The organism is Ewingella sp. C233 (assembly GCF_055407225.1).
In genome coordinates this window covers 43,326-69,437 of sequence record NZ_JBUZRI010000006.1, presented here as the reverse complement: position 1 = coordinate 69,437, position 26,112 = coordinate 43,326, and the positions used below count along the sequence as shown (strand labels likewise).

Sequence of the window (26,112 nt, the reverse complement as noted above, 5' to 3'; positions counted from 1 at the left end):
GATTACTCAGATCTCACTACACCTTTCGCCAGCAAATAGCGGTACGGCAGTTGTTCTGTGTCGGCCGCTAACAGGGTGTGTTCCATAAAACGGCAGAAGCCCGGAATATCGCGGGTGGTGGCGGGATCATCTGCAATCACCAGCAGGGTTTCGCCGTCTTTCATGGCGCGCACCGTTTTGCGAACCATCATGACAGGCTCGGGACAACGTAGCCCCAGAGCGTCCAGTTGGTGGTCCGGGTTGATAAAGGGATCGGTCATTTCAATTCTCACTCACATACGCTAATGCGCGACAGTTTATACCGCTGATTCCGTGACGCAACCAACGCAAACCATTGCGTTAAAATTAACCATTGCAATACTGACACAAACGGTTACTATGCGCGCCGCGCTGTATTTTCCGCGCTATTTTTCACTCTGCATTAATTGGGTTCCCTCACCCCAATTCAACACTAAAAAAGGCCACAATCTATGTATTCGTTTACTGCTCAACAGCGCTTTGCGGCGTTGGTATGGCTATCGTTATTCCATATTGCCATCATCACTTCCAGTAACTATCTGGTGCAGTTGCCGATCTCCATTTTCGGTTTCCATACCACCTGGGGTGCGTTCACTTTCCCGTTCATTTTTCTCGCCACCGATCTGACTGTGCGCATTTTTGGCGCGCCGCTGGCCCGACGCATTATTTTGTCGGTCATGATGCCTGCGCTGCTCATCTCCTACGTGATTTCCGCGCTCTATTTTGAAGCCGAATGGCAGGGGTTTGCCGTGCTCAGCAGCCTGAATGTGATGGTTGCCCGTATCGCAGTGGCCAGCTTCATGGCTTATGTTCTCGGCCAGATCCTTGACGTCCACGTCTTCAACCGCCTGCGTCAGAAACGCAGCTGGTGGGTGGCACCGGCCGCCGCCATGTTCCTTGGAAACATCAGCGATACGCTGGCCTTCTTCTTTATTGCGTTCTACAAAAGCAGTAATGAATTTATGGCCAACAATTGGGTAGAAATCGCTCTGGTAGATTACACTTTCAAAGTGCTGATCTGTCTGGTGTTCTTCCTGCCGATGTACGGCGTACTGCTCAATATGCTGTTGAAACGTCTTTCGCAAAGCGGCGATCACGCGCAGTTTCAGCTAAATTCTCACTGAGTGCAGCTAACACAAAATGCGCCATAATCTGACTTGCATTTACAACGTGAATAGGTTGCCATACAGGCAGTGAAATCAAGTATCTATCCCCAAAATATTTTGCGCCGCTTACGGCGGCAATCTGAAGAATGGCGGGGATATAGCGCGTTAACATCAAAGGAAGAACTATGCGTAATTTAGTGAAATTTGCAGGTATGGGCGTGCTGATCCTCGGTCTGGCGGCGTGTGATGGCAAAACTGACGACAAAGCCGCAGCGGATAAAGGCGCTCCGGCGGCCTCTGCAACTGCAGCTGGCGTTCCGGTCAGCCTGCTTGATGGCAAAGTGACCTTTTCCCTTCCGCAGGGTATGAGCGATCAGAGCGGTAAACTGGGCAGCCAGGCAAACAATATGCATGTGTATGCCGACAGCACCGGTCAGAAAGCCGTGATCGTTATCCTCGGTGATAACACCACTGAGTCGCTGGACGTGCTGACAGCCCGTCTGCAAGAACAGCAGAAAGCCCGCGATACCAACCTGCAGGTGGTCACGGATAAATCGATTCAGGTCGACGGCCAGACACTGCAACAGTACGACAGCGTGATCTCATCCGCGGGTCAGAAAGCGTATTCATCTATCGTTCTGGGCAAAGTGGACAGCCATCTGCTGACCCTGCAAATCACCCTGCCTGCGGATAATCAGCAGCAGGCGCAGACGGATGCCGAAGCGATCATTAATACCCTGAAAATTAAGTAATTATATTGTACTGATTATTTTACGAGCGGGGCTTGCCCCGCTTTTTCATGACTGACGCGTCCTGACACACTAAAACACCATCCTCTCTATGGACTTATTCGCTCATAAACGAACGGATTCGCGCCACTGCCCCAAAATATCGCAATGAAAAGCAAAAAATGTGATCGGTGACGGGAAAAATGCGCAATTTCGTATTTCAAAATGTTAACCAATGCCGCAAAATTCGCCTCCAGATTCATAAAACTGTAACAATTTCGTCATCTATCACAATTCGCTAACGCGCATTCGATTAGCATGACGCTCGTTATGGAACATTTCAGTTTGGTTTTATTGTTTGTCAGCCACTCAGGGTGAGTGAGCTGACCAATGCCATTGGAGGCGTTAATGCTCAGTATCTTTAAGCCCGCAGCCCATCAGGCTCCCGTGGCAGCAGACCATGTTGATCCTTTGTACCGCCGCCTTCGCTGGCAGATCTTCATGGGGATTTTCTTCGGTTATGCTGCCTACTATCTGGTGCGTAAAAACTTTGCACTAGCTATGCCCTATCTGATCGATCAGGGCTTCTCTCGTGGTGACCTTGGCTTCGCGCTGTCCGGTATCTCCATCGCTTACGGTATCTCCAAATTCATCATGGGGTCGGTGTCCGACCGCTCCAACCCGCGCGTTTTCCTGCCCGTCGGTCTGATTCTGGCGGCAGCCGTGATGTTGTTTATGGGCTTCGTGCCCTGGGCGACGTCCAGTATTGCCATCATGTTTGTGCTGCTGTTCCTGTGCGGATGGTTCCAGGGAATGGGCTGGCCACCATGTGGCCGTACCATGGTTCACTGGTGGTCGCAGAAAGAACGCGGCAGCATCGTCTCCGTGTGGAACTGCGCCCATAACGTCGGCGGCGGTATTCCTCCGCTGTTGTTCCTGTTGGGTATGGCGTGGTTTAACGACTGGCACGCGGCGCTCTATATGCCCGCTTTTGGCGCGATTGCTCTGGCTGTTTTTGCATTCATTACGATGCGCGACACCCCGCAGTCCTGTGGTTTACCACCGATTGAAGAGTACAAAAACGACTATCCACCAGACTACGTGAAAGAGTCAGCCGAGCAGGAACTGACGGCGAAACAGATTTTCATGCAGTACATTTTGCCGAACAAACTGCTCTGGTACATCGCCATCGCCAACGTTTTCGTTTACCTGCTGCGTTACGGCATCCTCGACTGGTCACCGACCTATCTGAAAGAGGTGAAACACTTCGCGTTGGATAAGTCCTCGTGGGCGTATTTCCTCTACGAATATGCAGGGATCCCGGGCACGCTGCTGTGTGGCTGGATGTCGGACAAAGTGTTCAAAGGCAACCGTGGCGCCACCGGCGTGTTCTTCATGGTGCTGGTCACTATCGCCACCGTGGTGTACTGGCTGAACCCGGTCGGTAATCCGGGCATTGATATGGCTTGTATGATCACCATCGGCTTCCTGATTTACGGCCCGGTCATGCTGATTGGCTTACACGCACTGGAACTGGCACCGAAGAAAGCGGCAGGAACGGCGGCGGGCTTTACCGGCCTGTTTGGTTACCTCGGTGGTTCGGTCGCGGCGAGTGCTATCGTCGGCTATACCGTTGACTACTTCGGTTGGGACGGCGGCTTTATCGTAATGATTGGCGGCTGTGTGCTGGCGGTGATGTTGCTGGTGATGGTGATGCTGAGTGAAAACAAACACAAAGCCCAGCTGGCTAAAGGAGCATAAGGATGCGCAACATAGTAGGTAATGTGCTGAAAAGCAGCCGGCTGGCCGGCCTGATTGCCGCCTCATGCTATGCCAGTGCCGCCGAGCCGGTGGTTATTGCTCATCGCGGCGCAAGTGGCTACCTGCCGGAACATACCCTGCCCGCGAAAGCCATGGCTTATGCGCAGGGTGCCAATTTCCTCGAGCAGGATCTGGTCATGACCAAGGATGACCAACTGGTCGTTCTGCATGACCACTATCTGGATCGTGTGACCGACGTGGCTCAGCGTTTCCCTGACCGCGCACGTAAAGACGGGCGTTATTACGCTATCGACTTTACGCTGCCTGAGATCAAATCGCTGAAGTTCACCGAAGGTTTTGATATCAAAGACGGCAAACAGGTACAGACCTATCCGGGGCGTTTCCCGATGGGTAAATCTGATTTCCGTGTGCACACCTTCCAGGAAGAGATCGAGTTCGTGCAGGGGCTAAATCATTCGACGGGTAAAAACGTCGGGATTTATACCGAGATCAAAGCCCCGTGGTTCCACCGTCAGGAAGGCAAAGACATTTCTGCCAAAGTGCTGGAAGTGCTTAAAGAGTACGGATACACCAGTAAAAGCAGCAATGTCTATGTCCAGTGCTTCGACCCGAACGAGCTTAAGCGCATCAAGAATGAGCTGGAGCCTAAGATGGGCATCGACCTGAAACTGGTTCAGTTGATCGCCTACACCAAGTGGGATGAAACACAGGAGCAGAAAGACGGGAAATGGGTGAATTACAATTATGACTGGATGTTCAAGCCGGGCGCGATGAAACAAATCGCGCAGTATGCTGACGGCATCGGACCTGATTACCATATGCTGATCGAAGCGGACTCTACGGTGAATAATATCAAACTGACGCCGATGACGGCGGAGGCACACGCCAGCAAGCTGGTGGTGCATCCGTTTACCGTTCGCGCAGACGATTTGCCGAAGTACGTCACCAACGTGAATTCGCTGTATCAGATCCTTTATCAGCAGGCGCACGTTGACGGCCTGTTCACTGACTTCCCTGACAAAGCGGTGAGTTATTTAGAGCATCAGCAGACGCAGCCACAGAAGTAAGTTCCGTTTCATCGCGCTGAAACCATAAAAAGCGGGCAAGATTTTCACCCTGCCCGCTTTTTTATGCTTCAACCTACCGGAAAATTAAGCCGGTTCGGAGAGATACATTTTACGCAGATAATGCGGCACCGCATCGTCAGCGTTCGAACCGATAATTTCGGCATCCGGCATCGCCGCTTTCAGGCGTGGCAAGGAGCCGCTCATCAGACAACCTTTGCCGGCCATGGTCAGCATTTCCAAATCGTTCAGACCATCGCCGAACGCGATGCAGTCTTTTAGCCCATAACCCATCAGTTTTGCCACGTGCTCCAGCGCATGGCCTTTAGATACACCACCGGCCATCACTTCCAGACAGGTTGGCAGCGAGAAGCTCACGTTGACGCGATCGCCCCAGCGGGCGTTGATGGCATCTTCCAGCGGAACCAGCTCTTCATGGCTTTCACAGGTGAAATAGACTTTGCAGATGCCGTCGGTTTCCAGCAGGCCCGGTTCATACAGTTTGTACTTGAAGACAGACTCGCGGAAGAACTGGTCCTGATCGTCACGATCGCGGTTCATATACCAGTCATCATTGCGGTAAACGTTGGTCAGAATGTTCGGGTTGTTATGCATGATACCGAACAGGTCGCGGGCGATGTCTTCGTCAACGTTGTGGGAGAAGATCAGCTCGCCTTCGGTGTTATGCACCCGCGCACCGTTGGAGGTGATCATATACGCGCTGATTTCCAGATTGTCACGGATCTGCGCTACATCGATGTGATGGCGGCCGGTGGCAAACACAAAGTGCACGTCACGCTGAGTCAGCATCTTCAGCGTCTCTTTGGCGTAAGGGCTCAGGGTATGGTCGGGTGACAGCAGAGTGCCATCTAAATCGGAAGCAACAACATGATACATAGCGGTAGGTTCTAACCTCTGATGGAGTTGTGCGCGGCAGTTCGCCGCGAGTTAATGCCGCGCAAAAAAGCGCATGATGGCATCGAGCGCCTGTGCCCTCAGGTCGTCCCGTTCGAACAGGATCTCATGGCGCGCGCCTTCGATGACCAGTGGCTTTTCCCCTTCACAAGGGTGTCCGACAACGGCCATCGCCTGACAAAAAGCAAGATGCGACCGGTTATCGACCACCCGGTCTTCGCTTGCCTGTAATAATAGCAGGGGCGTAGTGATATTTTCGGCCTGTTGCAGAATATGCAACCCCGCCTCAATACTCTCTCGCACCCAGTGATAAGTCGGCCCGCCGACCTGCAGCTCAGGGTAATCGGCATAAAAACGCAGGTTACGGCGATAGCGTTCGCGGCTGTGCGTCAGGCGGTTAACCACAAACGGCAGTGGCCGCCAGTGACCGGTTCCCAGCGCATAACCGTCCCGGCGCAGCGGACGATTCTCCGCCCAGTTGAGTATCCGCCGTGAGATCCAGCCCGGTATTGGTAGGTAAATACCTGTCATCGGTGCACAAAGGGCCGCTGCGTCAAAGCGTTGCGGATACTTCGCCAGGAACAGCGCGGCAATCGCGCCGCCCATCGAGTGAGCCAGTACATACTTCTTATTGTAATGACGTGGCGCGATTTCACGCTCATACAGCCGGTGGAAATCCTCAACGTAGTCATCAAAGTGCTGCACGTGCCCACGGTGTGGATCATCAAGCATACGCCCGGAACGCCCCTGCCCACGGTGATCAACAATGATGACGTCATAACCGCTGTGAAACAGGTCATACGCCAGCTCCGGGTATTTTACGTAGCTTTCGATACGCCCCGGTGACACCAAAATGACGCTGTCGTGTTCAAAGGCGCTAAAGCGGACGTAATGAATCGGTACGTCGTCCACACCGGCAAATTGCCCTTCTTCCCGTTGACGCCAGAAATCCAGCAATGGCCCGGTCGCAAAAGCAGAAAATTCTTTCTCACGCGTTAACCACTTTGCAAAATTCGATGACATGGAAGGGTTCCGAAACCGTGTTACAGGAAGATAAGTAAGTTAATTGTGGGCCCATAAACAATAGCGTATTGTGCCATAAAATAGCCTTTTCAGGGAGTAGCGCGATGACGTTGGACTGGTGGTTAACCTATCTGCTTACGACTTCAATTTTAAGTCTTTCACCGGGCTCCGGCGCAATCAATACGATGAGCGTTGGCATCAGCCACGGTTATCGCGGTGCCGTCGCTTCCATCGCCGGTTTGCAGCTCGGACTGTCGATTCACATCGTGCTGGTCGGCATTGGCCTCGGCGCGCTGGTGTCGCAATCCCTGATGGCCTTTGAAGTGCTGAAATGGCTGGGTGCGGCGTACCTTATCTGGCTGGGTATCTGCCAGTGGCGGGCGGCCGGTGCCATCGATCTCAACGCACTCGCCAGCAGTATGCCACGCCGGCGTTTGTTCAAACGCGCAATTCTGGTCAATCTCACTAACCCGAAGAGTATTGTATTTCTGGCCGCGCTGTTTCCACAATTTATCATCCCGCACCAGCCACAGGCCGCGCAATATGTGGTACTCGGCGTGACCACCGTGGTGGTCGATATCATCGTGATGATTGGTTACGCGACACTGGCAACGCGCATCGCCGGTTGGGTCAAAGCACCCAAGCAGATGCAACTGCTGAACCGCATTTTCGGCTCACTGTTTATGCTGGTCGGAGTATTGCTGGCTTCGGCAAGAAAGGTTTAATTCTTTAGAATGAAAAAAGGTCCGGCATTGAACCGGACCCTTTTTTAATGCGCACAACGCTGTGATCAGCGATTCACAATGAGCGCGATACCAAAACCGGCAAACACCACGCCTGCTACGCCATCAATCCATTTTGCTAAACGCTGATAGCCGCGACGCATGGTCGGCAACGCAAAAACCATCGCCACGACCGAGAACCAGACAAAGGTCTCGGCCACGATCATAATGAATAATCCGCCACGTTCTCCGCCGCTGACGTTATCACCGACAAACAGTGAGAATACGCTGCCGAAGTAAATTACCGCTTTCGGATTGGAGAGATTAGTCAGAAGGCCGCGCATAAAGGTACGGCCACCGGCAGGCAGATCGACGGGGATTTCCACTTCATCAGTGTCACCCGCCAGCTTTTTGGCCCGCGCTGATTTTAGCAGTTGCCAGCCCATCCAGCACAGATACAGACCGCCACCGACGGTAATAATCTGGTGCAGCCAGGCCATTTTTTGCAGGATAAGATGCAGCCCCATCAGCGCCACTGCCGCCCAGACCGCTACACCCAGCGTGATCCCCACCACGCCCATCATGGCATCTTTGCGCGAGCGGCTGGCCGCCGTCTGCGACACAAAGAAGAAATCCGGGCCGGGGCTTACCAGCGCGATCATATGCATCAGGGCAACGGTTAGGAATAAAATCAGCATGGGTTTTTCTCTCTGTTTATCTTCAGGAACCGGCGTTTATTCGTCGCCGTTGTCGATATGATCTCGGATCATCGCCATAAAGGGTCGTCCGAATTTCTCCAGCTTACGCTGGCCGACACCGGTGATGTCCAGCAGATCGCTCGGGCTTATCGGTAAATGTTCGGCCATTTCCAGCAGCGTCGTGTCGTTAAAGACCACGTAAGGCGGAACGTTGTTGTCATCTGCCAGAGTTTTACGCAGCTTACGCAACTTGGCAAACAGCTTACGATCATAGTTGCCGCCATAGCTTTTCTGGCTGGCACTGCTTTTAATCTTCAGCGTCTGAATGCGTGGCACCGCCAGTTGCAGCGGAATTTCACCCCGCAGCACCGGACGCGCCGCTTCGGTCAGTTGCAGCGCAGAGTGCATGGCGATGTTCTGCATAATCATGCCGAGATGGATCAGCTGACGCACCACGCTGGTCCAGTGTTCGTTACTCTGCTCTTTGCCGATACCGTACACCGACAGCTTGTCGTGGCCGTATTCACGGATACGCTGGTTGTTCGATCCGCGCAGCACTTCCACCACGTAACCCAGACCAAAACGTTGCCCGACGCGTGCCACCACCGACAGCGCTTTTTGCGCATCGAGCAGACCGTCATAGCGTTTTGGCGGATCAAGGCAGACATCGCAGTTACCGCAGGCGTTCTGTTTACCTTCGCCAAAATAGTTGAGCAGCACCAGACGGCGGCAGGTTTGCGCTTCGGCGAAGGCATTCATCGCATTCAGCTTATGCCGCTCAACATCCTGCTGCGCACCCGCTGGTTTTTCTTCCAGACAGCGGCGCAGCCAGGCCATATCGGCCGGATCGTAAAGTAATACGGCTTCGGCTGGCAGGCCATCACGCCCGGCACGACCGGTTTCCTGATAGTAGGACTCGATGGTGCGCGGGATATCAAAGTGCACCACAAAGCGCACGTTGGGCTTGTTGATGCCCATGCCGAAGGCCACGGTAGCGACAACAATTTGTAAATCGTCACGCTGAAAGCCTTCCTGCACGCGGGCACGGGTGTCGTTGTCCAGACCAGCGTGATAGGCGCCCACGCTCATTCCGCGGCTTTGCAAACGGGCGGCTGTGTCTTCGACTTTAGCGCGGCTGTTACAGTAAATAATACCGCTTTTGCCGCGCTGGTCCTGCACGAACCGGATCAACTGGTCGAGGGGTTTAAACTTCTCCACCAGCGTGTAACGGATGTTCGGGCGGTCAAAACTGCTGACCTGAATCAGCGGATCGTTAAGCTCCAGCAGACGGACAATGTCGTTGCGGGTCGCTTCATCGGCGGTGGCGGTCAGCGCAATCACTGGCAACTGCGGATAACGCAGTTTCAGCTGGCCGAGCGCGCGGTATTCAGGGCGGAAATCGTGGCCCCATTGGGAGATACAGTGGGCTTCATCCACAGCCAGCATGGCCGGATTCCACTGTTGCAGCTGTTCGAGGAAGTCGCCCATCATCAGGCGTTCTGGTGCGATATACAGCATCTTAATGCGGCCCGTGCGGCAACCGGCTATCACATCCTGTTGCTGTTCGCGGGTTTGGGTCGAATTCAGGCAACCGGCTTCAACGCCCGCCGCCATCAACTGATCGACCTGATCTTTCATCAGGGAGATGAGGGGCGAAACAACCAGCGTCAGGCCATCCATCACCAGAGCGGGAATTTGATAGCACAGCGATTTACCACCACCGGTCGGCATTACCACCAGACAATCCCGCCCAGAAATGGCGGTATTAATGATCGTTTGCTGACCCGGTCGGAATTGCTGATAGCCGAAGGTATCGCGTAATACCTGATGAGCCAGCTCTTCTTTGTTTAACACTGCCGCCGTAGACACTCAATTCCCCAACTGTTCAAACCGCCCGACGGCCTGAAAAGGCCGCCGGGGCTGTGTACATCGTCGCCCGCAGGCGGACGATTACATGATGTCGTTGAGCATGATACCAACACCGACGCGAGTCTGCTTGTAGTTGTAGTCAATCAATGACTCGCCGTATCCGCTGAACACTTTGGTGTAGAAGCGCATATGCTTGGTGATCGGGTAGCTGACGCCGACGTCAGCACCGCCGTAGCCGGTGTTCCAGTTGTAACGGCTTTCTACGCTGATCACGCTTTCACCCAGCGCATAACCGACTTTCAGACGGTAGTAACCCATGTATTTAGTGATATCCGGGTTATCATCATTTTTGTCGCTTTCGGGAATGCGGTACCAGGGCTTGAGATCCACCTGCCAATTGCCGTTTTGTGCCATAAAGCGCGCATAGACGCGGTTCCAGCTGCGCGATGTCGGGTCAGAGCGACCATTGGAATCGTGGTTAACGCCATATTCGGCCTCACGCAAGGTCCAGCCAAGGACGTTGTAATCTGTCGCCCAGGCGATGAACAGCTGCGGCTCATAGTTGGTTTCACGAAATGGCGAAGACTCGGCGCGGTTCGATAATTGCCAGAACGCTTTTTGCGTATAAGATGCCCCGAGCAAAGAGTTGTCACCGGCGATACCACGCCAGATAGGAAAACCGAGGCTTAACTGGAATTCCACTTCGTCGTGACGGGCGTTGTCTGCCCAGCTATAAGACTTGATGGCGTCTTTGTTAACACCGCTGGTATCGGTGTAGACCAAATAGTTAGTGTCGTAAGGATAGAGCGTAAACGGGTTGTCATGCTCTTGCAGCAGGTTGGCAATGACGCTGCCCCGCACACTAGGCTGATCATGCACTTCTTCGATTGTCGCTTCTGCGGCATAGCTCAGCACCGGCATTGCCAGTAAGGTTGCCCCAACAGCCCAGTTGTTACGCATTATTTGTCCACCCAAAAGTTTAATGCCGCATGAACGGCTTAGATTTTATTTAGTTATCGAATTTAGAAAACAGGACATTTTACACACAAAATGTGCTCTGTCTGAGTATTGACTAGATTTATCATTTGTACTCTGGAAATCAATATTTCCTCGGCCTAATATCTACATTTTATTAACATTTTATCTGCACTTCAGGAAATTTCTCATGTCTGCCACACCGATGAGCCACGATGCCGCCCTCCAACTGATCGGCGGTATTTTCGTTTACGATATGCCGTTTAACCGCGAGTTGGGTCTTGAGCTCAAACGCTTAGATACTGACCAAGCCGAGCTGACCTTTACGCATCAGACCCGCTTGGTCGGGAATGCGGCACAAAAAATTCTGCACGGTGGCGTGATCGCCGCAGTGCTGGATGTTGCCGCCGGTCTGGTCTGCGTCACCAGTTCGTTAATCCGCCGCGATAAGCCAGATCACCCGCTGCTGGAAGCTGAAATGCGCCAGCGTCTGGCGAAAATGGGGACTATCGATTTACGGGTTGATTATCTGCGTCCGGGACGTGGTGAGGTTTTTACGGCTGATGCCCGTCTGATCCGCGCAGGCAATAAAGTATCTGTGGCGCGCGTTGATTTGCACAACGACAGCGGCGTGCATATTGCGACCGCCAACGCCACCTATCTGGTGGGATAACCCGGCTGGAGTAAACCGATCACAAAGCAAAACACCGCAGACAAGTATCAGGTAAACTCGCCCTCTTCTTCTGATATCAGGCATGAACATGGACGCACAACGCACCCGGCAGGGCATTATTTTTGCCTTCGTCGCCTACCTTATCTGGGGCATTGCTCCGGTTTATTTTAAACTGATTAAGCAGGTTCCGGCGGAGGAGATCCTCACGCATCGGGTGATCTGGTCATTCTTCTTTATGCTGCTGTTACTGTCGGTCAGCCGCAGTTGGGGGAACGTGCGTCAGGTGCTGAAAGTGCCGAAGAAAGTGGCACTGCTGCTGCTAACGGCCGTGATCATCGGCGGAAACTGGCTGCTGTATATCTGGGCTATCAATAATAATCATCTGCTGGAAGCCAGCCTGGGTTATTTCATCAACCCGCTGGTTAACGTGCTGTTGGGCATGATGTTTTTAGGCGAACGGTTTCGCCGGATGCAATGGGTCGCCGTGGTGCTGGCGTTTATCGGCGTCAGCTATCAGATATGGGTTTATGGTTCGGTACCGATGATTGCTCTTGGGCTGTCTCTCAGCTTTGCGCTGTACGGATTATTGCGTAAACGTATCGGTGTAGAGGCGCAGACCGGCATGCTGATTGAAACACTGTGGCTGTTACCGGTCGCGGCAATCTATCTGTTTTTCATCGCCGACACCGCGACCAGTCATCTGCCGGCTAATCCGTGGTCGCTGAACCTGATGCTGATGTCTGCGGGCATTATCACCACTATTCCGCTGCTGTTCTTCACCGCTGCCGCCACGCGCCTGAAGCTGTCGACGCTGGGTTTCTTCCAGTATCTGGGGCCGACGCTGATGTTTATTCTTGCCGTGGCGGTGTACGGCGAGTCCGTCACGACGTCCCAGCTGGTGACCTTCGGCTTTATCTGGGCCGGTTTGCTGTGCTTTGTTACCGATGCGCTTTACACCCAGCGCCGCCTACGGCGTTGAGGAGGGCGGTCTGGCACGGCGCGAAATAAACCTCGCCATGGCCGGACCGGTCACGATGATGGTCAGCAGACGCAGCGTTTGCATGGCCATCACAAACCCTAAATTCACATCACTGCCTGCCGCGATAATGGCCACTGTATCCAGCCCGCCGGGGCTGGTGGCCAGATAAGCCGTCAGCATGTCCACATGTAGCACCTTTGTCAGCACCCATGCCATTCCCCCGCAAACCAGCATGAGTCCGATAATCGATGCAATCATCTGCGGCAGGGTTCTTAGCGCGAGTTTAAAAATGGGTCGGGTGAAACGCAGACCCACGCTCCAGCCAATCAACGTATAGGCCATCGCCAGCAGCCACTCAGGCACCTGCAATGTCATGGTGCCGGTCGAATGCAGCGCCGCCCCCACCACCGCAGGCAATAACAGCGCGCCGGAAGGAATACGTAACAATGGCCCAAGCCAGACGCCCGCCAGCGCCAGCAGCAACGTACCGGCGAAACGCCAGTCCAGTGGCGGAAACCAGATCACGGCAGCTGCCGCCTGAGCGCTGTCGCCGAGACTGATGCGCGCGACAAACGCTGCGGCCGTTGCCACGAACAACACCCGCAAATACTGCATGAAAGCCACCAGACGCACATCGGCCCCAAAGTCACCGGCCATTGCTACCATGGCACTCGCACCGCCGGGAGAAGAGCCCCATGCGCCCGTCGGCCCCGGCAGGCTACTGAATTTCACCAGCAACCAGCCCGACAGGCCGCTCGCCAGCAGGGTGGCGATCAGGACCAGCAGCACCATCGGCCAGTCATTGAGCAGGGGCGGTAATATGGAGGGCGAGAGGCTTTGGGCGATCATACACCCCAAAATACCCTGAGCAATTTTGAAGAAAACCGGCGCGATGCGCACCGTGGCACCGAGTAAACCCATCACTACGCCGACAATCATCGGCCCCAGCAGCAGGGCGGCCGGTACGTGGAAAGCCTGAAAGAGAAAACCGAGGATTAACGAGGCGATAACCAGCAGTGACCACTGGCCCCAAGGAGCAATCCTTTCCATCAACATGATTTCATTCTGCATTGGCGTAAGCGGAGGCACATTTCTAACACAATTCAGACAGTGGAGGGAAACCGGGAAGGGAAGCTGGAGGGAAGAAACCTACCAGCACCGGGCTGGCAGGTTGAAAGCTTAAAGCCAGTTTTTACGCTTGAAGTAGAGGTAAGGGGCGAGACCGGCCAGGATCATCAGGCCAATCGCCGCCGGGTAACCGAAGGTCAGATCCAGTTCCGGCATAAACTTGAAGTTCATACCATAGCTTGATGCCACCAGCGTTGGCGGCAGGAACACCACGGAAACCACCGAGAAGATCTTGATGATGCGGTTCTGTTCGATGTTGATGAAACCCATCGCCGCCTGCATCAGGAAGTTCACCTTCTGGAACAGCGATTCGTTATGCGGCAGCAGCGATTCGATATCGCGCAAGACTTCACGGGCCTGTTCAAGCTGGCTGCCCGGCAAACGTGCTTTGCGTACCAGAAAGTTCAGGGCACGTTGGGTATCCATCAAACACAAACGGACTTTCCAGCCCACGTCTTCCAGCTCCGCCAGCGTGGAGAGCGCCGCGTCATATTCATCACCCTGCTGACCTTCCATGATCACGCGGCTGAGTTTTTCCAGATCGCTGTAGATATTTTCGATTTCGTCTGCCAGCTGTTCGATTTTAGTTTCAAACAGGTCCAGCAGCAGTTCATAGGCGTTACCGTCCACCAGCGTCTGGTTTCTGGCACGCATACGGTAGAGACGAAATGCAGGCAGTTCGCGCTCGCGCAGCGTATACAGGCGGCCTTCACGAATAGTAAATGCCACGGTGCTGTTGCCCGCATGGTCTTCCGCATCTTCGTAATAGAAGAAGGAGTGAATGTGCAGACCGTCTTCGTCTTCGAAGAAACGAGCCGACGCTTCGATATCATCCAGTTCCGGGCGGGTTGCCAGGCTCTGGCCTAACTCACATTGAACACGCTCACGCTCCTGTTCATCTGGCTCAATCAGGTCGACCCACAACGACGTTTTCAGGTCGTCACAATCTTCCTCGTCCAGTTCTAAACGGGATAAGCGGCTGTTATCTAATTTAAAAGCACTCAGCATGTGCCCGTTCTCCCAATGGTGACAGGTATGGACAACGCGTTGAAGCACAGGAAAACACAGGGTGAGAAAGACGTCACCGGCGTGTTTCAGACCAAATTCAGATCCGACTCACAGCGACAGAACGGGGGTCGCTGACAACCACTAAGGCTATCAGCAAAGAGGATAGCCTTAGAAGTGGTACCTGAAGAACAGGTTATCGAGCCAGTATCTACTGGGTGTGTCCAAGGCGAAGGTCCTCAAAAATATTAGTGCGCGCATGTTACGCCGAGAAGAAAAACAGTGTCAACCTCGAACAAAAGTAATCCCGCAACATTTATGCATAATATTCAGGCTATCGCGATAACCTGCACGGACTTATATGCCGCAGGTTTTTTGGCTACACTCGACGGCCTTGATTCTGCCCTTTTCCGGCGCGTGCCGCACAGGAACTCCGATGATTAAACAGATTAACCAAGACATGATGTGCGAACTGATCACCAAGGCGTCCAACTCACCCCGCCTGCGTCAGAACCTGAATATTCACCCGGCACCAGAAGATGATGTCCAGCGTCTGGCGATTGCCATGGAACCCGGCACATACGTACGCGTGCATCGCCATCCGCACACCTGGGAGATGCTCACCGCGCTGCGCGGGCGTTTTCTGGTGCTGATTTATGACGCCGAAGGCAAAGTCACCGACCGCCTGTGGCTCGGCGCAGAAACGCGCCTGCTGGAAATTCCCGCCAACACCTGGCACAGCGTGCTGTCGCTGGATGAAGGCGGTGTGATCTTTGAAGTGAAACGCGGCGCTTACCAACCGGTCACTGAAGAAGATTACCTGCCTGGTTCAGCTCCCGAAGGCGACGAGCGTGTTAAACAAACGTTGGCGTGGTATGCGACGGCCGATGTGGGTGATATTTTTCAGTAAAAATATTAAAGGCTAAGCGTCAGCGGCGCAGCGAGGTTGAACCCAGACAGCGCGGAGACACCGGAATGGACACGTAGTCCATGAGGATGTCGAGCACTACCTGGGCTCAACCTCGCCAGTAAGCTAGCTTATACAGCTTCCAAGCGGGCGTAGGCGGCGACTAACCATTTAATGCCTTCGCCGGGGAAGGCCACTTGCAGGCGACTGTGTTCGCCACTGCCTTCCATGTTCACGATGGTGCCTTCGCCGAATTTCGGGTGCACTACGCGCTGGCCGAGGGTGAAGCCGGTGTCGCTGGTGCTAACCGGCGTGCCCATGCGTTTATGGCTAACCGGACGCGACACGCTCGCACGCAGGCGAACCTCTTCGACGCAGTTCTCCGGCAACTCGCCCACAAAGCGTGAAGGCTTGTGGTAAACCTCTTTGCCATACAGGCGGCGGGTTTCGGCGTAGGTCAGCGTCAGTTTTTGCATCGCACGCGTCACACCTACGTAGGCCAGACGGCGTTCCTCTTCCAGACGGCCGCCTTCATCCAGCGACATCTGGCTCGGGAACATCCCCTCTTCCATACCGACGATAAACACCTGCGGGAACTCCAGCCCTTTGGCCGAGTGCAGGGTCATCAGTTGGGTGGCATCCTGATTGGCGTCCGCCTGCCCTTCGCCTGCTTCCAGTGCGGCATGGGAGAGGAAGGCCTGTAACGGCATCAGATCCTGATCTTCATCCTGATAGCTGAATTGGCGCGTTGCCGTCACCAGCTCCTCAAGGTTCTCAATACGCGCCTGCCCTTTCTCGCCCTTTTCCTGCTCATACATAATGAACAGCCCCGAGTCTTTTATTACCCGGTCAGTCTGCACGTGCAGCGGCATATCGGCGGTTTCATGGGCCAGAGCGTCCACCAGTTCGCAGAAACGCTGCAACGAAGAGGCTGCGCGGCCCGCCAGCACTTTATCCTGCAACAGTGCACGCGTGGCCTGCCACATAGTCAGCTGCCGGTCACGGGCGGTTTGGCGCACAACGTCGAGGGTACGATCCCCAATGCCGCGCACCGGCGTGTTCACCACGCGCTCAAACGCAGCATCGTCATTGCGGTTTGCCATCAGACGCAGATACGCCAAGGCGTCTTTGATTTCCTGACGTTCGAAGAAGCGCTGCCCGCCATAAATGCGGTACGGCATCGCCATCTGTAAGAGCGCTTCTTCCAGTACGCGTGACTGGGCGTTGCTGCGGTACAAAATTGCACAGTCTTTCAGCGCCCCGCCGTTGTCCTGCCAGGCTTTGATGCGGTTGACCACAAAGCGCGATTCGTCGAGTTCATTGAATGCGCAGTAGAGTGAAATCGGTTCGCCTTCCACGCCTTCGGTCCACAGATTTTTTCCCATGCGGCCGCTGTTGTTGGCGATCAGCGCATTGGCGGCGGTCAGAATGGTGCTGGTGGAGCGGTAATTTTGCTCCAGACGAATGGTTTCTGCGTTCGGGAAGTCTTTCAGGAAGCGCTGAATGTTTTCGACCTGCGCACCACGCCAGCCATAGATTGACTGGTCATCGTCGCCAACAATCATCACGTTATTGTTGTTGCCCGCCAGCAGACGGATCCATGCGTACTGAATGCTGTTGGTGTCCTGAAACTCATCCACCATCAGGTTGGTAAAGCGTTCGCGGTAATGTTGCAGGATATGCGGTTTGTTCAGCCACAGCTCATGGGCGCGCAGCAGCAGTTCGGCGAAATCCACCAACCCGGCGCGATCGCAGGCTTCCTGATAGGCCTGATAGATGCGCAGCCAGGTCGCTTCCACCGGGTTGTTATAGGTTTCAACGTGCTGCGGGCGTAATCCTTCATCTTTTTTGCCGTTGATGTACCACATCGCCTGACGAGGAGGCCACTGTTTATCGTCGATATTCAGTGCTTTAACGATACGTTTGAGCAGGCGCAGCTGGTCATCGCTGTCGAGAATTTGAAAGTCCTGCGGCAGGTTGGCGTCAAGGTGATGGGCGCGCAGCAGACGGTGCGCCAGACCGTGGAAAGTGCCGATCCACATCCCCCCCTGACTGGTGCCAATCAGCTGATCAATACGGTGGCGCATTTCCGCCGCCGCTTTGTTGGTAAACGTCACCGCCATGATGGAGTACGGCGAGCAGTTTTCTACCGACAAAAGCCAGGCAATACGGTGAACCAGGACGCGGGTTTTGCCACTGCCTGCTCCTGCCAGCACCAACAGATTGCTGCGCGGCGCGGCCACGGCTTCACGTTGTTTTTCATTCAGGCTGTCGAGCAGGTCAGAAACGTCCATAGGCACCGTTGGTCTGGAAGAGAAAAGCCTCCCGGAGGACGCTTTTCTACTGTGAATTTATACAGAGAATGCGGGGATTATAGCAATGCTGTCAGCGATGCCAACTGCGAAATCTCAATGTGGGGTAACAGGCGGGCATCTTTGATGTGCATCAGGTTGTCTTCACGCAGGTTTATCCAGCATGACTGCATCCCGCATGCCACCGAACCGGCCACGTCGGTGGTGAGGTCATCGCCCACGTGCAAGATCTGCTCCAGCGGTAAATCCAGTTTCAACGCCGCCTTTTTATACATATCAGCATAAGGCTTCGCCCGGCCATGATCGCCCGCGCGTAAGGTGAACTGGAAATATTGCGCCAGTCCACAGGCATGAGGATCTGCATTGCCGTTGGTGATCGCCACCAAAGGCCAGCGCTCGGCCAGTGCGGCCAGCGCCTGATGGTTCTCTTCAGAGATATAAATTTTGCTGCGCCAGTAAGCGAAAGTTTCCATCGCGGCTTTCGTGCCCTGCTTTGCATCGCCGTCACTCAGGCCCGCGCGGGTCATGGCCAGCGATACCGCCTGACGACGCCATTCGGTCACGTCGTGGTAAATCTCAGCGTCCTGCGCCAGTAACTCTGCGCGCATAAGACGGATGGTGTCCGCTGCCATGCTCTCCAACGCCGGATGAAAACCCTGAATAAACTTCAGTGTTTCGGCATCGGTACGGCGGATAACGTCATGGTTGTCATACAGCGTGTCGTCTAAATCGAAGGTGATCGCTTCAATGCGTTTCAACGGTCGATAGAACTTCATCAGGATTTTCCTCGTTTGGCCCGTGGATGCGCGGCATCGTACACCGACGCCAAATGTTGAAAGTCTAAGCTGGTGTAGATTTGCGTGGTGGACAGGCTTGAGTGGCCTAACAACTCCTGCACACCGCGAAGATCTCCACTGGATTCAAGGACATGGGTGGCGAAAGAGTGGCGCAGTTTATGCGGGTGAATATGGCTGTTCACCCCCTGCTTCACACCCCACTCGGCAAAGCGCTTTTGTACATTGCGGGCAGAAATACGCTTGCCCTGATTGGAGACAAACATGGCATCATCTTGCGGAGAGTAGTCCTGGCGGCGTTCCAGCCATTTTCCCAGCCAGACAACGGCGGTACGGCCCAGAGGCAGCCTTCGCTCTTTACTGCCTTTCCCCACCACCCAGACTTCGCCGGAGAGCATATCCACGTGTTTAATGTCGATACCCACCAGTTCCGACAGACGCAACCCTGCACCGTACATGACTTCCAGCATGGCGCGGTCGCGCACGGCAAGCGGGTCGCTGTCGTCGATACTTAGCAGTTTGTCGACTTCATCAACATCAAGATTTTTGGGGAGATGTTTTTTCATGCGCGGCGTGGCGATGCCCTTCGCCGGATTGACGCTAAGCATCCCCTGGCTCACTTGCCAGTCAAGAAAACTGCGCAAGGCGGACATCCGTAAAGCAAGGCTGGTTTCGCCCTGTCCGGCGCGTTTACTTTTTGACAGTAACATCCGCACTTTTGGGGCATCGAGCTGCTCCCAGTGGGTAATACCGATTTCACCGGCCATGCCGATAATGACGTCGAGCTGGCGTTCGTAGCTGCCGGACGTCAGCGGGCTGAGCTGGCGCTCAACGCGCAGATAACGTAAAAATGCCTCGACCGCGGGATTCAGTGGCGAGTCAGCGTAGTTCATACCCGTTCAATCCAACGTTCCAGTAAACCGGGCAGCATTTTCGCCAGCTGGTTGAGCATCACGGTGCCCATGCCCGGCTGATAATGTTGTGCGTCGCGGCTGCTGAAAATCAGCATGCCCAACTCGCCGTTTTCGCCCATCAGAGAGAGCGCAACGGAACCGACGGCCTTGGCTTGCGGCAATACCAGCAACAGTTCGGGGCCGTTAAGGCTGCCGAGGAAATGGTGGGTGTCACCCAGGCGCTGAATACGCAGTGACTCAAACGCGCTGCGGCTCAGCCCTAGATGGGTAAAGTCCGACGGTGCGCCAATGCGCCAGCTTTCGCTAAACAGCCGGACGTTCGCACCGGCCAGTCCCAGACCGCGAGCCCAGCGTTGCAGGCGGTTAAGCATATCTTGCAGGCTGCCAGCCGCCGCCAGCGTGGCTTGCAATTCAATTAAGCGGCCGAACAAGGCTTCGTTAACAGATGCCTGCTCCATCAGCAGAGTGATCTCTTCTTCCAGTTGACCAATCTGATGGCGCTGGCGGCCTAACTGCCATTCCACCAGCGAAATACTGCCTTTAACCGGATGCGGCACGTGCATTTGTTCAACGCTGCGCGCATTGCGAATGAAGAAATCTGGGTTTTGCAGCAGATATTGCATCACGCTGTCATCGTCAAGCGCGATGGCAACGGCGGCTTCTAACTGGTCGTCAAGATTGTTCATAGATGAATAAATCCGTCATATACGTGAGTGGCGGGGCCGGTCATATACAGCGAATGACCCGGTCCTTTCCAGCTGATCTCGAGGTTACCGCCCGGCAGTTCAACCAGGACGTCTTCAGAGAGTAAACCTTGGAGGATCCCGACCGCAACGGCCGCACAGGCACCGCTTCCGCAGGCTTGAGTTTCGCCCGCACCGCGCTCGTAAACGCGCAGTTTTACGGTTTCACGGTCGACAACCTGCATGAAACCGACGTTCACACGCTCAGGGAAGCGCTCGTGGCTTTCCAGCATCGGGCCCAGCAATTCCACACTGGCGGTGAGCACATCTTCTACCTGCAATACACAGTGCGGATTGCCCATCGAGACGACGCCGCAGAAGACAGTGTGCTCTTCGGCGCGCAGGATGTAGGTCTTTTCCTGCTTAGGCGCCCGGAAGGGAACTTGCTGCGGTTCGAAAATGGGTTCGCCCATATTGACCTGCACCAGTTCGTCCTCGGTGACGGTTAATACCATGCGACCGGTTTGCGTACTAACGCGAATGTCACGTTTATTGGTTAAGCCTTTAATTCGAACAAAGCGGGCAAAACAGCGGGCACCGTTACCGCACTGCGCCACTTCGCTGCCGTCAGCGTTGAAAATGCGGTAGTGAAAATCGAGTTCAGGATCGTAAGGGGGTTCCACAACCAGCAACTGGTCAAAGCCTACACCACGGTTACGGTCAGACAAACGGCGGATCAATTCAGGAGAGAAATAAACATTTTGAGTGACGGCATCGACGACCATAAAGTCGTTGCCCAGGCCGTGCATTTTGGAGAACTGCATATTTTGCTCCGCTTACCGCTGGTCAGATCCAGTAGCGATGATCCTGTAAACTATGGTCTTTTCCCGCATCATTCACGCGGGAAGGACAATCTGGTCACTCAGTTAGTCCCTGGAATTGGTGCCCAGTTTCTCTGGTGACACGCCATTTTGCTGAGATGATCCATCACCTGGGACGCCTGGCGTCTGGCTGGTTTTTTGTTTCGACGATTTATCAGCCGGCGGGAAATAGAGTGGGCCTTTCAGTCCACACCCCGAAAGAGTAAAGAGTACCGCTGCGGCCAAAGACCAGAGTAAAACCTTTTTCATTTTATGAATGCCTGTAATTCATGCCACCAAGCTCTCTATAATCGCAGGTGGATCATGAAAAGCAATAGGAATCGACAATCTCAGACGGCGCGGTTTAGTGATTCAGGGCCGGAAAAATCCCGCCGGAGTGGGTTTAATGTATCTGGAAACGCTGCGGTACCTTCGCCGTTTCTGCTGCATTATCGGCCACTGTGGCACAAAGTTGCGCGAGCGGATTATTGCGGAAAGGGATCACCTGAGTACGGCCATCGAGTGACACAATCTGGTAGAACTGCGGCAGGTTGAAATTGATAAAGCTGGAGCCGTAGGTAAAGCGGTCATGTGAAGAGGAATAGAAACGGCTGACGTCACGAACCAAATCTTCTTTACTGCCTTCGCAGTGGTGGTAAACCTCAACGCGGTTGGCTTCATCAAGGATATAGATGTTGAAACCGACATCATCGCTGCTCTCTTCGAAGAAGAACTGAATGATCCCTTCACTGGCATAACCGTCAATCACCGCCGGTAAATGCGCCTGGTCGGTTTGTACTTTGACGGACAAGCCATGCAATTTGTTGTTGGAGATCGCGCCATAGAATTCAATCGCATTTTCAAGCTTCTGCACCGATACGCTCAGGCGCTCGAAGAATAATCCCCAGGTCTGCCCGGCAACACGCACCGCTTTAAAACGGCCCGGCTCAAGACGTTTGCTCGACAGACGCAGCTCGATGCACTCCGAGACTAACTGCTGAATACGGGTACGGATCAGGCCGCGCAGATGCTGGCTGTAGCAGAACACTTCCACCGATTCCGGCGGCGCAGCATCCTGATGCATTTTGCCCAGAATGGTTTTCAGCGCTTCCAGCACCGCCTGCTCGCCGCTGAAATGCAGGGTTCGCACTTCATTCCACGAGTTGCGATAGAGCAGATCAATACTGCCCACCAGACATTGCTGCTGCTGGCCGAAGCTGAATACGTCGAGTTTACGGAAGTCGAAATGCACCACCTGATTACGAAAAGCAGCGGTCGGATCGTGTTCAAGGTTAACAATGATAGCCAGATGGCGAATTTCACACGGGCTGTACAGCGCTTTAGGCGTCGGTGCTGCCAGACGCAGCGGGAAGTGATGTGATACGTCAGCCACCAGTTCGCGCAGTTTGGCGATATCACACAGGTTGCCACTTTTAATATGCAGGCGCGTGGTGGACGTCAGGAGACCGTTGAAATAGGCCCAGGCCACCAGCTTATTCAGGTAGCGGTTATATTCCAGCGGCTGATGGCTGACGATAGATTCCATCGACGGCGACCGGTTATACAGATACCAGCCGGTGCGGTTGGCGCGGCCAATTGGCACGTGAATAAAGGTTAAGTCGCTCTCTGACAAATCAGGTGAAATTTGCGGGTTCACCAGCGTGACTTTTCCCGGCAGCGCTTCGAAGGCGGCGTACAATTTACGAGTCAGCACGCCGATATCCTGCGGGCTGGCGCTGACGCTTAAATTGTTGCGACGGGCGAAGCGGATCAGATTACGGTAACTCTGCATCATCGCATCAAGCAATTCGTTATGCGCTTCGCGCACCCGTTCGATTTTCCAATTGGCGCGGTTATCGAGAATTGCCAGACGTTCTTCGCTCCAGCCCCATTCACTGACCAGCTGACTGAGAATTTCGCGACGCCAGCCCACTGAGGCACGAGCGCGGGAGAGCTTTTCGCACACTTTCAGGTAGAAGCAGCGACGGACCAAATCAAGGCGGGTTGTGTCTTCAATCTGGGTCAGGTAGCGGGTCACGCGATCGAGCATCATGCAATAAGAGTCGAGGCCAAAACAGACGATTTCGCCCTGATGCAGACGCTTTTTGATGTCCATTGCCAGCAGCGACGTATTCGGGTATTCCCACGAATACGCTTCGAGCAGCAAGGTTTTGAGTACGGCTTTGTAAGGCGAATCGATACTTTTATACAACTGCCACAGGCTGGCACCGAAATACTCTTCGGCCGACAGCGTGCTGAGCCCGCCGAGATCCAACCACTCATTTGGCGTCAGTGCGCCCTGAGCATAAAGCGACAGCACGTATTCGTCGTAATGCCCCTCTTCTTCGCCCGGCACCATATTCCACAGAATACGTTTCCCGGCCAGACGTACGGCAGTACGGTAAAATTCGTCGAGTAAAAGAATGTGCTGCGTCGAACCGCAGTCTTCACCACCCAGACTGCCGCTTTCATTGTGACGGAAGCGGTTTTCGTCGATCAGGAAGAAGCTGACTTCCACGCCCAGCGAGGCGGCCCATTTTTCCAGCAGGCTGCATTTTTGCTGTAAGCGGTTGCGTTCTTCGTTGTCGAGCCAGGACTGGTGACAGACCCAAATATCCAGATCCGAGGTGTGGCTCTGGCCGATAGAGGAAGTGCTGCCCATCGAGTAAACGCCGGTGATCGGCAATTCGCCTTTCGCCATGGTTTCGAGGGTACTGCCCCATTTATCTTCGAGGTCAGCAAGGTAGGTGGTTTGGGTATCATCAGGCGTGAAGATGCAGACGCCGTGCGGAACCTTGCCGTCAAGGTATCCAGGCATCAGAGGGTGATGGTGATGTAGTAAAACTGGCAGAAGACTGTAGACCTGCTGGAAAGCCGGTCCCATGGCCGCTAAAGCGCGATCCACACGTAACTGGTTTATTGCATCCAATCTCTGCTTCAGTGTCTCGATATAGAGGTACAAGACTGTTCGCCTGATTTTCCAGTGTCTAGAAAGAACCCCGTTCCAAAAACTGTCATTTATCGTAAAAAAGAAATTAGTTGACGGTTAAATGCTGGAAACGTGATCAATTTAACACCTTGCTGATTGACCGTAAAGGAAGTAACGCACCACAATTATTCTTCCGCTACTTTACATTTTACTTCCTGCTCACGGATGTAACAAATTCCTTTTGTGCCCGTTCCCCTCCTTTGACTATGGCTTCTTACGCTGACAGCTTTCCTATGTCGGTGGTAGGATGGTCAGTGAATCAGTAAAACGGTAACAAACATGTTAGACAAAATCATTCGAATTGCTACCCGACAGAGCCCTCTGGCGCTGTGGCAGGCACAATATGTTCAAACCCAATTAATGGCGTTTCACCCCGGTTTGCAGGTTGAGCTGGTGCCGATGGTGACGCGTGGCGACATCATTCTGGATACTCCTCTGGCGAAAGTCGGCGGTAAAGGCCTGTTCGTCAAAGAACTCGAGCTGGCGATGCAGGATGGCCGCGCGGATATCGCCGTACACTCGATGAAAGATGTGCCGGTTGAATTCCCAGAAGGCCTCGGTCTGGTGACAATTTGCGAACGCGATGATCCGCGTGACGCCTTCGTCTCCAACAATTTTGCCAATCTCGCGGCCCTGCCTGCTGGCAGCATTGTCGGCACGTCCAGCTTACGCCGCCAGTGCCAGCTTCGCGAACAACGTCCTGATCTGGTGATCCGCGATTTACGCGGCAATGTCGGAACCCGTCTGGGCAAACTCGACAAAGGCGATTATGACGCCATCATTCTGGCGGTTGCCGGTTTGAAACGTCTAAACCTCGAAGACCGCATCCGCGTGGCGCTGTCGCCGGAAGAGTGTCTTCCTGCCGTTGGACAGGGCGCCGTCGGTATCGAATGTCGTCTTGATGATAACGATACCCGTGAGTTGCTGGCACCTCTGGCCCACCGTGAAACCACACTGCGCGTGCTGGCCGAACGGGCGATGAATATGCGCCTTGAAGGGGGTTGTCAGGTTCCGATTGGCAGCTACGCTGAAGTGAATGGCGATCAAATCTGGTTACGCGCACTGGTTGGCGCGCCGGATGGCAGCCAGATGGTGCGCGGCGAACGTCGCGGGAATACCGCTGATGCAGAACGACTGGGTGTGGATTTAGCCGAAGAGTTACTGGCCAACGGCGCCCGTGAGATTCTGCAGGACGTTTATCAGGGAAATCTACCGCGATGACAATATTGGTAACCCGCCCTTCTCCTTTTGGTGAACAGCTGGTCAGCCGGCTGCGCACGCTTGGCCGGGTTGCCTATCATTCTCCATTGATAGATTTTGCGCCAGGCGACGGACTCGCAACCCTGCCGAACCTGCTATCCTCATTAAATCAGCAAGATCTGGTGTTCATTCTGTCTCAGCACGCGGTGAAATACGCCGATCGGGCGTTGCAGCAATCCCGGCAGAAATGGCCTGAAAACGTGCATTACTATGCGATTGGCCGCACGACAGGTTTGCTTTTCCATCGTATGAGCCGCCTTCGTGTGGTCTATCCTCATGATGGCGAAACCAGCGAAACCTTGTTACAACTGCCGGATTTACAGAATCTGGCAGGCAAAAAAGCCCTGATCCTGCGCGGCAATGGCGGCCGGGAACTGCTGGCCGAAACGCTTCGCCAACGCGGCGTTGAGGTCATTTATTGCGAATGCTACCAGCGCAGCCCGATTTTTTATGACGGCAGTGAGCAAAGTTCAAGCTGGCAGCGCGCAGGCATTACGACACTGGTCGTCACCAGCGGTGAAATGCTACAACTGCTTCATACGTTAGTTCCTGAATACTACCGTGACACCTGGTTACTGCGCTGTAGCCTGGTCGTGGTCAGCGAACGCTTAGCGACCCTCGCCCGCCAATTAGGCTGGAGCGACATCCGGGTCGCTGAAAACGCAGATAATGATGCGCTGATCCGCGCATTAAAATAACCTGACTAAG

General features: G+C 54.2%; 25 protein-coding genes. 10 read left to right on the top strand and 15 right to left on the bottom strand.

Annotated elements, in window-relative coordinates; translation table 11 throughout:
• Positions 1-2 precede the first annotated feature (2 nt).
• Positions 3-260: a sulfurtransferase TusA gene (gene tusA, locus ACZRKO_RS20630; RefSeq protein ID WP_463739108.1), complete on the bottom strand. Its 258-nt coding sequence runs from the start codon at positions 258-260 to the stop codon at positions 3-5.
• A gap of 210 nt (positions 261-470) precedes the next feature.
• Here tusA and ACZRKO_RS20625 point away from each other — a divergent pair, with 210 nt between their 5' ends.
• From ACZRKO_RS20625 to glpQ, 4 genes are all read left to right on the top strand, one after another.
• Positions 471-1,142, top strand: coding sequence for a 7-cyano-7-deazaguanine/7-aminomethyl-7-deazaguanine transporter (locus tag ACZRKO_RS20625; protein WP_463739107.1), 672 nt, complete (start codon positions 471-473; stop codon positions 1,140-1,142).
• A 167-nt stretch (positions 1,143-1,309) separates the two neighbouring features.
• Positions 1,310-1,876, top strand: a complete 567-nt coding sequence (locus tag ACZRKO_RS20620; RefSeq protein WP_463739106.1) for a DcrB family lipoprotein — start codon at positions 1,310-1,312, stop codon at positions 1,874-1,876.
• Between the two features lie 384 nt (positions 1,877-2,260).
• Positions 2,261-3,613 carry a glycerol-3-phosphate transporter gene (gene glpT, locus ACZRKO_RS20615; protein WP_463739105.1) on the top strand — a complete coding sequence of 451 codons (1,353 nt, stop codon included), beginning with the start codon at positions 2,261-2,263 and terminating at the stop codon, positions 3,611-3,613.
• 2 nt (positions 3,614-3,615) lie between these two features.
• Positions 3,616-4,701, top strand: a complete 1,086-nt coding sequence (gene glpQ / locus ACZRKO_RS20610; RefSeq protein ID WP_463739104.1) for a glycerophosphodiester phosphodiesterase — start codon at positions 3,616-3,618, stop codon at positions 4,699-4,701.
• 84 nt (positions 4,702-4,785) lie between these two features.
• On the opposite strand, the gene yigL is transcribed toward glpQ, so the two are convergent.
• Complete coding sequence (gene yigL, locus ACZRKO_RS20605; RefSeq protein WP_463739103.1) at positions 4,786-5,595, bottom strand: sugar/pyridoxal phosphate phosphatase YigL; 810 nt, start codon at positions 5,593-5,595, stop codon at positions 4,786-4,788.
• Between the two features lie 51 nt (positions 5,596-5,646).
• Entirely contained in the window at positions 5,647-6,636 is a 990-nt protein-coding gene (gene pldB / locus ACZRKO_RS20600) for a lysophospholipase L2 (protein ID WP_463739102.1), read from the bottom strand.
• 104 nt (positions 6,637-6,740) lie between these two features.
• Here pldB and rhtB point away from each other — a divergent pair, with 104 nt between their 5' ends.
• Complete coding sequence (gene rhtB, locus ACZRKO_RS20595; protein ID WP_463739101.1) at positions 6,741-7,361, top strand: homoserine/homoserine lactone efflux protein; 621 nt, start codon at positions 6,741-6,743, stop codon at positions 7,359-7,361.
• Between the two features lie 65 nt (positions 7,362-7,426).
• On the opposite strand, the gene rhtC is transcribed toward rhtB, so the two are convergent.
• The 3 genes from rhtC to pldA form a co-directional block, all read right to left on the bottom strand.
• Positions 7,427-8,056, bottom strand: a complete 630-nt coding sequence (gene rhtC, locus ACZRKO_RS20590) for a threonine export protein RhtC (protein WP_463739100.1) — start codon at positions 8,054-8,056, stop codon at positions 7,427-7,429.
• A 36-nt stretch (positions 8,057-8,092) separates the two neighbouring features.
• The gene (gene recQ / locus ACZRKO_RS20585) at positions 8,093-9,925 is read right to left on the bottom strand and encodes an ATP-dependent DNA helicase RecQ (protein WP_463739099.1); all 1,833 of its coding nucleotides are present in this window, start codon (positions 9,923-9,925) and stop codon (positions 8,093-8,095) included.
• An 81-nt stretch (positions 9,926-10,006) separates the two neighbouring features.
• Entirely contained in the window at positions 10,007-10,885 is an 879-nt protein-coding gene (gene pldA, locus ACZRKO_RS20580; RefSeq protein ID WP_463739098.1) for a phospholipase A, read from the bottom strand.
• A 205-nt stretch (positions 10,886-11,090) separates the two neighbouring features.
• Here pldA and ACZRKO_RS20575 point away from each other — a divergent pair, with 205 nt between their 5' ends.
• Together ACZRKO_RS20575 and rarD are read left to right on the top strand one after the other, a co-directional pair.
• Positions 11,091-11,573 (top strand): thioesterase family protein, encoded by a 483-nt coding sequence (locus ACZRKO_RS20575; RefSeq protein WP_463739097.1) that lies wholly within the window; start codon positions 11,091-11,093, stop codon positions 11,571-11,573.
• An 88-nt stretch (positions 11,574-11,661) separates the two neighbouring features.
• Positions 11,662-12,552, top strand: coding sequence for an EamA family transporter RarD (gene rarD / locus ACZRKO_RS20570; protein ID WP_463739096.1), 891 nt, complete (start codon positions 11,662-11,664; stop codon positions 12,550-12,552).
• Here rarD and ACZRKO_RS20565 read toward each other — a convergent pair.
• Both ACZRKO_RS20565 and corA read right to left on the bottom strand, forming a co-directional pair.
• Entirely contained in the window at positions 12,541-13,608 is a 1,068-nt protein-coding gene (locus ACZRKO_RS20565; protein WP_463739095.1) for an AbrB family transcriptional regulator, read from the bottom strand. The genes rarD and ACZRKO_RS20565 overlap by 12 nt on opposite strands.
• Before the next feature lie 123 nt (positions 13,609-13,731).
• On the bottom strand, positions 13,732-14,688 hold the full coding sequence (corA, locus tag ACZRKO_RS20560) for a magnesium/cobalt transporter CorA (protein ID WP_463739094.1): 957 nt from the start codon (positions 14,686-14,688) through the stop codon (positions 13,732-13,734).
• Positions 14,689-15,121: 433 nt separating this feature from the next.
• Between corA and ACZRKO_RS20555 the strand changes: the two genes are divergently transcribed.
• On the top strand, positions 15,122-15,595 hold the full coding sequence (locus ACZRKO_RS20555) for a WbuC family cupin fold metalloprotein (protein ID WP_463739093.1): 474 nt from the start codon (positions 15,122-15,124) through the stop codon (positions 15,593-15,595).
• 128 nt (positions 15,596-15,723) lie between these two features.
• Here the strand turns inward: ACZRKO_RS20555 and uvrD are convergent, their stop codons facing one another.
• From uvrD to ACZRKO_RS20520, 7 genes are all read right to left on the bottom strand, one after another.
• Entirely contained in the window at positions 15,724-17,886 is a 2,163-nt protein-coding gene (uvrD, locus tag ACZRKO_RS20550; protein WP_463739092.1) for a DNA helicase II, read from the bottom strand.
• 77 nt (positions 17,887-17,963) lie between these two features.
• Positions 17,964-18,680 carry a 5-amino-6-(5-phospho-D-ribitylamino)uracil phosphatase YigB gene (gene yigB, locus ACZRKO_RS20545; RefSeq protein WP_463739091.1) on the bottom strand — a complete coding sequence of 239 codons (717 nt, stop codon included), beginning with the start codon at positions 18,678-18,680 and terminating at the stop codon, positions 17,964-17,966.
• Positions 18,680-19,591: a tyrosine recombinase XerC gene (gene xerC, locus ACZRKO_RS20540; RefSeq protein ID WP_463739090.1), complete on the bottom strand. Its 912-nt coding sequence runs from the start codon at positions 19,589-19,591 to the stop codon at positions 18,680-18,682. The genes yigB and xerC overlap by 1 nt, the downstream gene beginning before the upstream one ends.
• Entirely contained in the window at positions 19,588-20,298 is a 711-nt protein-coding gene (locus tag ACZRKO_RS20535) for a DUF484 domain-containing protein (RefSeq protein ID WP_463739089.1), read from the bottom strand. Before ACZRKO_RS20535 ends, xerC begins: the two co-directional genes overlap by 4 nt.
• Positions 20,295-21,119: a diaminopimelate epimerase gene (gene dapF / locus ACZRKO_RS20530; protein ID WP_463739088.1), complete on the bottom strand. Its 825-nt coding sequence runs from the start codon at positions 21,117-21,119 to the stop codon at positions 20,295-20,297. Before dapF ends, ACZRKO_RS20535 begins: the two co-directional genes overlap by 4 nt.
• Positions 21,120-21,221: 102 nt before the next feature.
• Complete coding sequence (gene lptM / locus ACZRKO_RS20525) at positions 21,222-21,425, bottom strand: LPS translocon maturation chaperone LptM (RefSeq protein ID WP_463739087.1); 204 nt, start codon at positions 21,423-21,425, stop codon at positions 21,222-21,224.
• Between the two features lie 133 nt (positions 21,426-21,558).
• Complete coding sequence (locus ACZRKO_RS20520; RefSeq protein WP_463739086.1) at positions 21,559-24,117, bottom strand: class I adenylate cyclase; 2,559 nt, start codon at positions 24,115-24,117, stop codon at positions 21,559-21,561.
• Between the two features lie 306 nt (positions 24,118-24,423).
• On the opposite strand from ACZRKO_RS20520, the gene hemC reads away from it, so the two are divergent.
• Together hemC and hemD are read left to right on the top strand one after the other, a co-directional pair.
• The gene (gene hemC / locus ACZRKO_RS20515; protein ID WP_463739085.1) at positions 24,424-25,365 is read left to right on the top strand and encodes a hydroxymethylbilane synthase; all 942 of its coding nucleotides are present in this window, start codon (positions 24,424-24,426) and stop codon (positions 25,363-25,365) included.
• Positions 25,362-26,102 (top strand): uroporphyrinogen-III synthase, encoded by a 741-nt coding sequence (gene hemD, locus ACZRKO_RS20510; RefSeq protein WP_463739084.1) that lies wholly within the window; start codon positions 25,362-25,364, stop codon positions 26,100-26,102. The genes hemC and hemD overlap by 4 nt, the downstream gene beginning before the upstream one ends.
• Positions 26,103-26,112 lie beyond the last annotated feature (10 nt).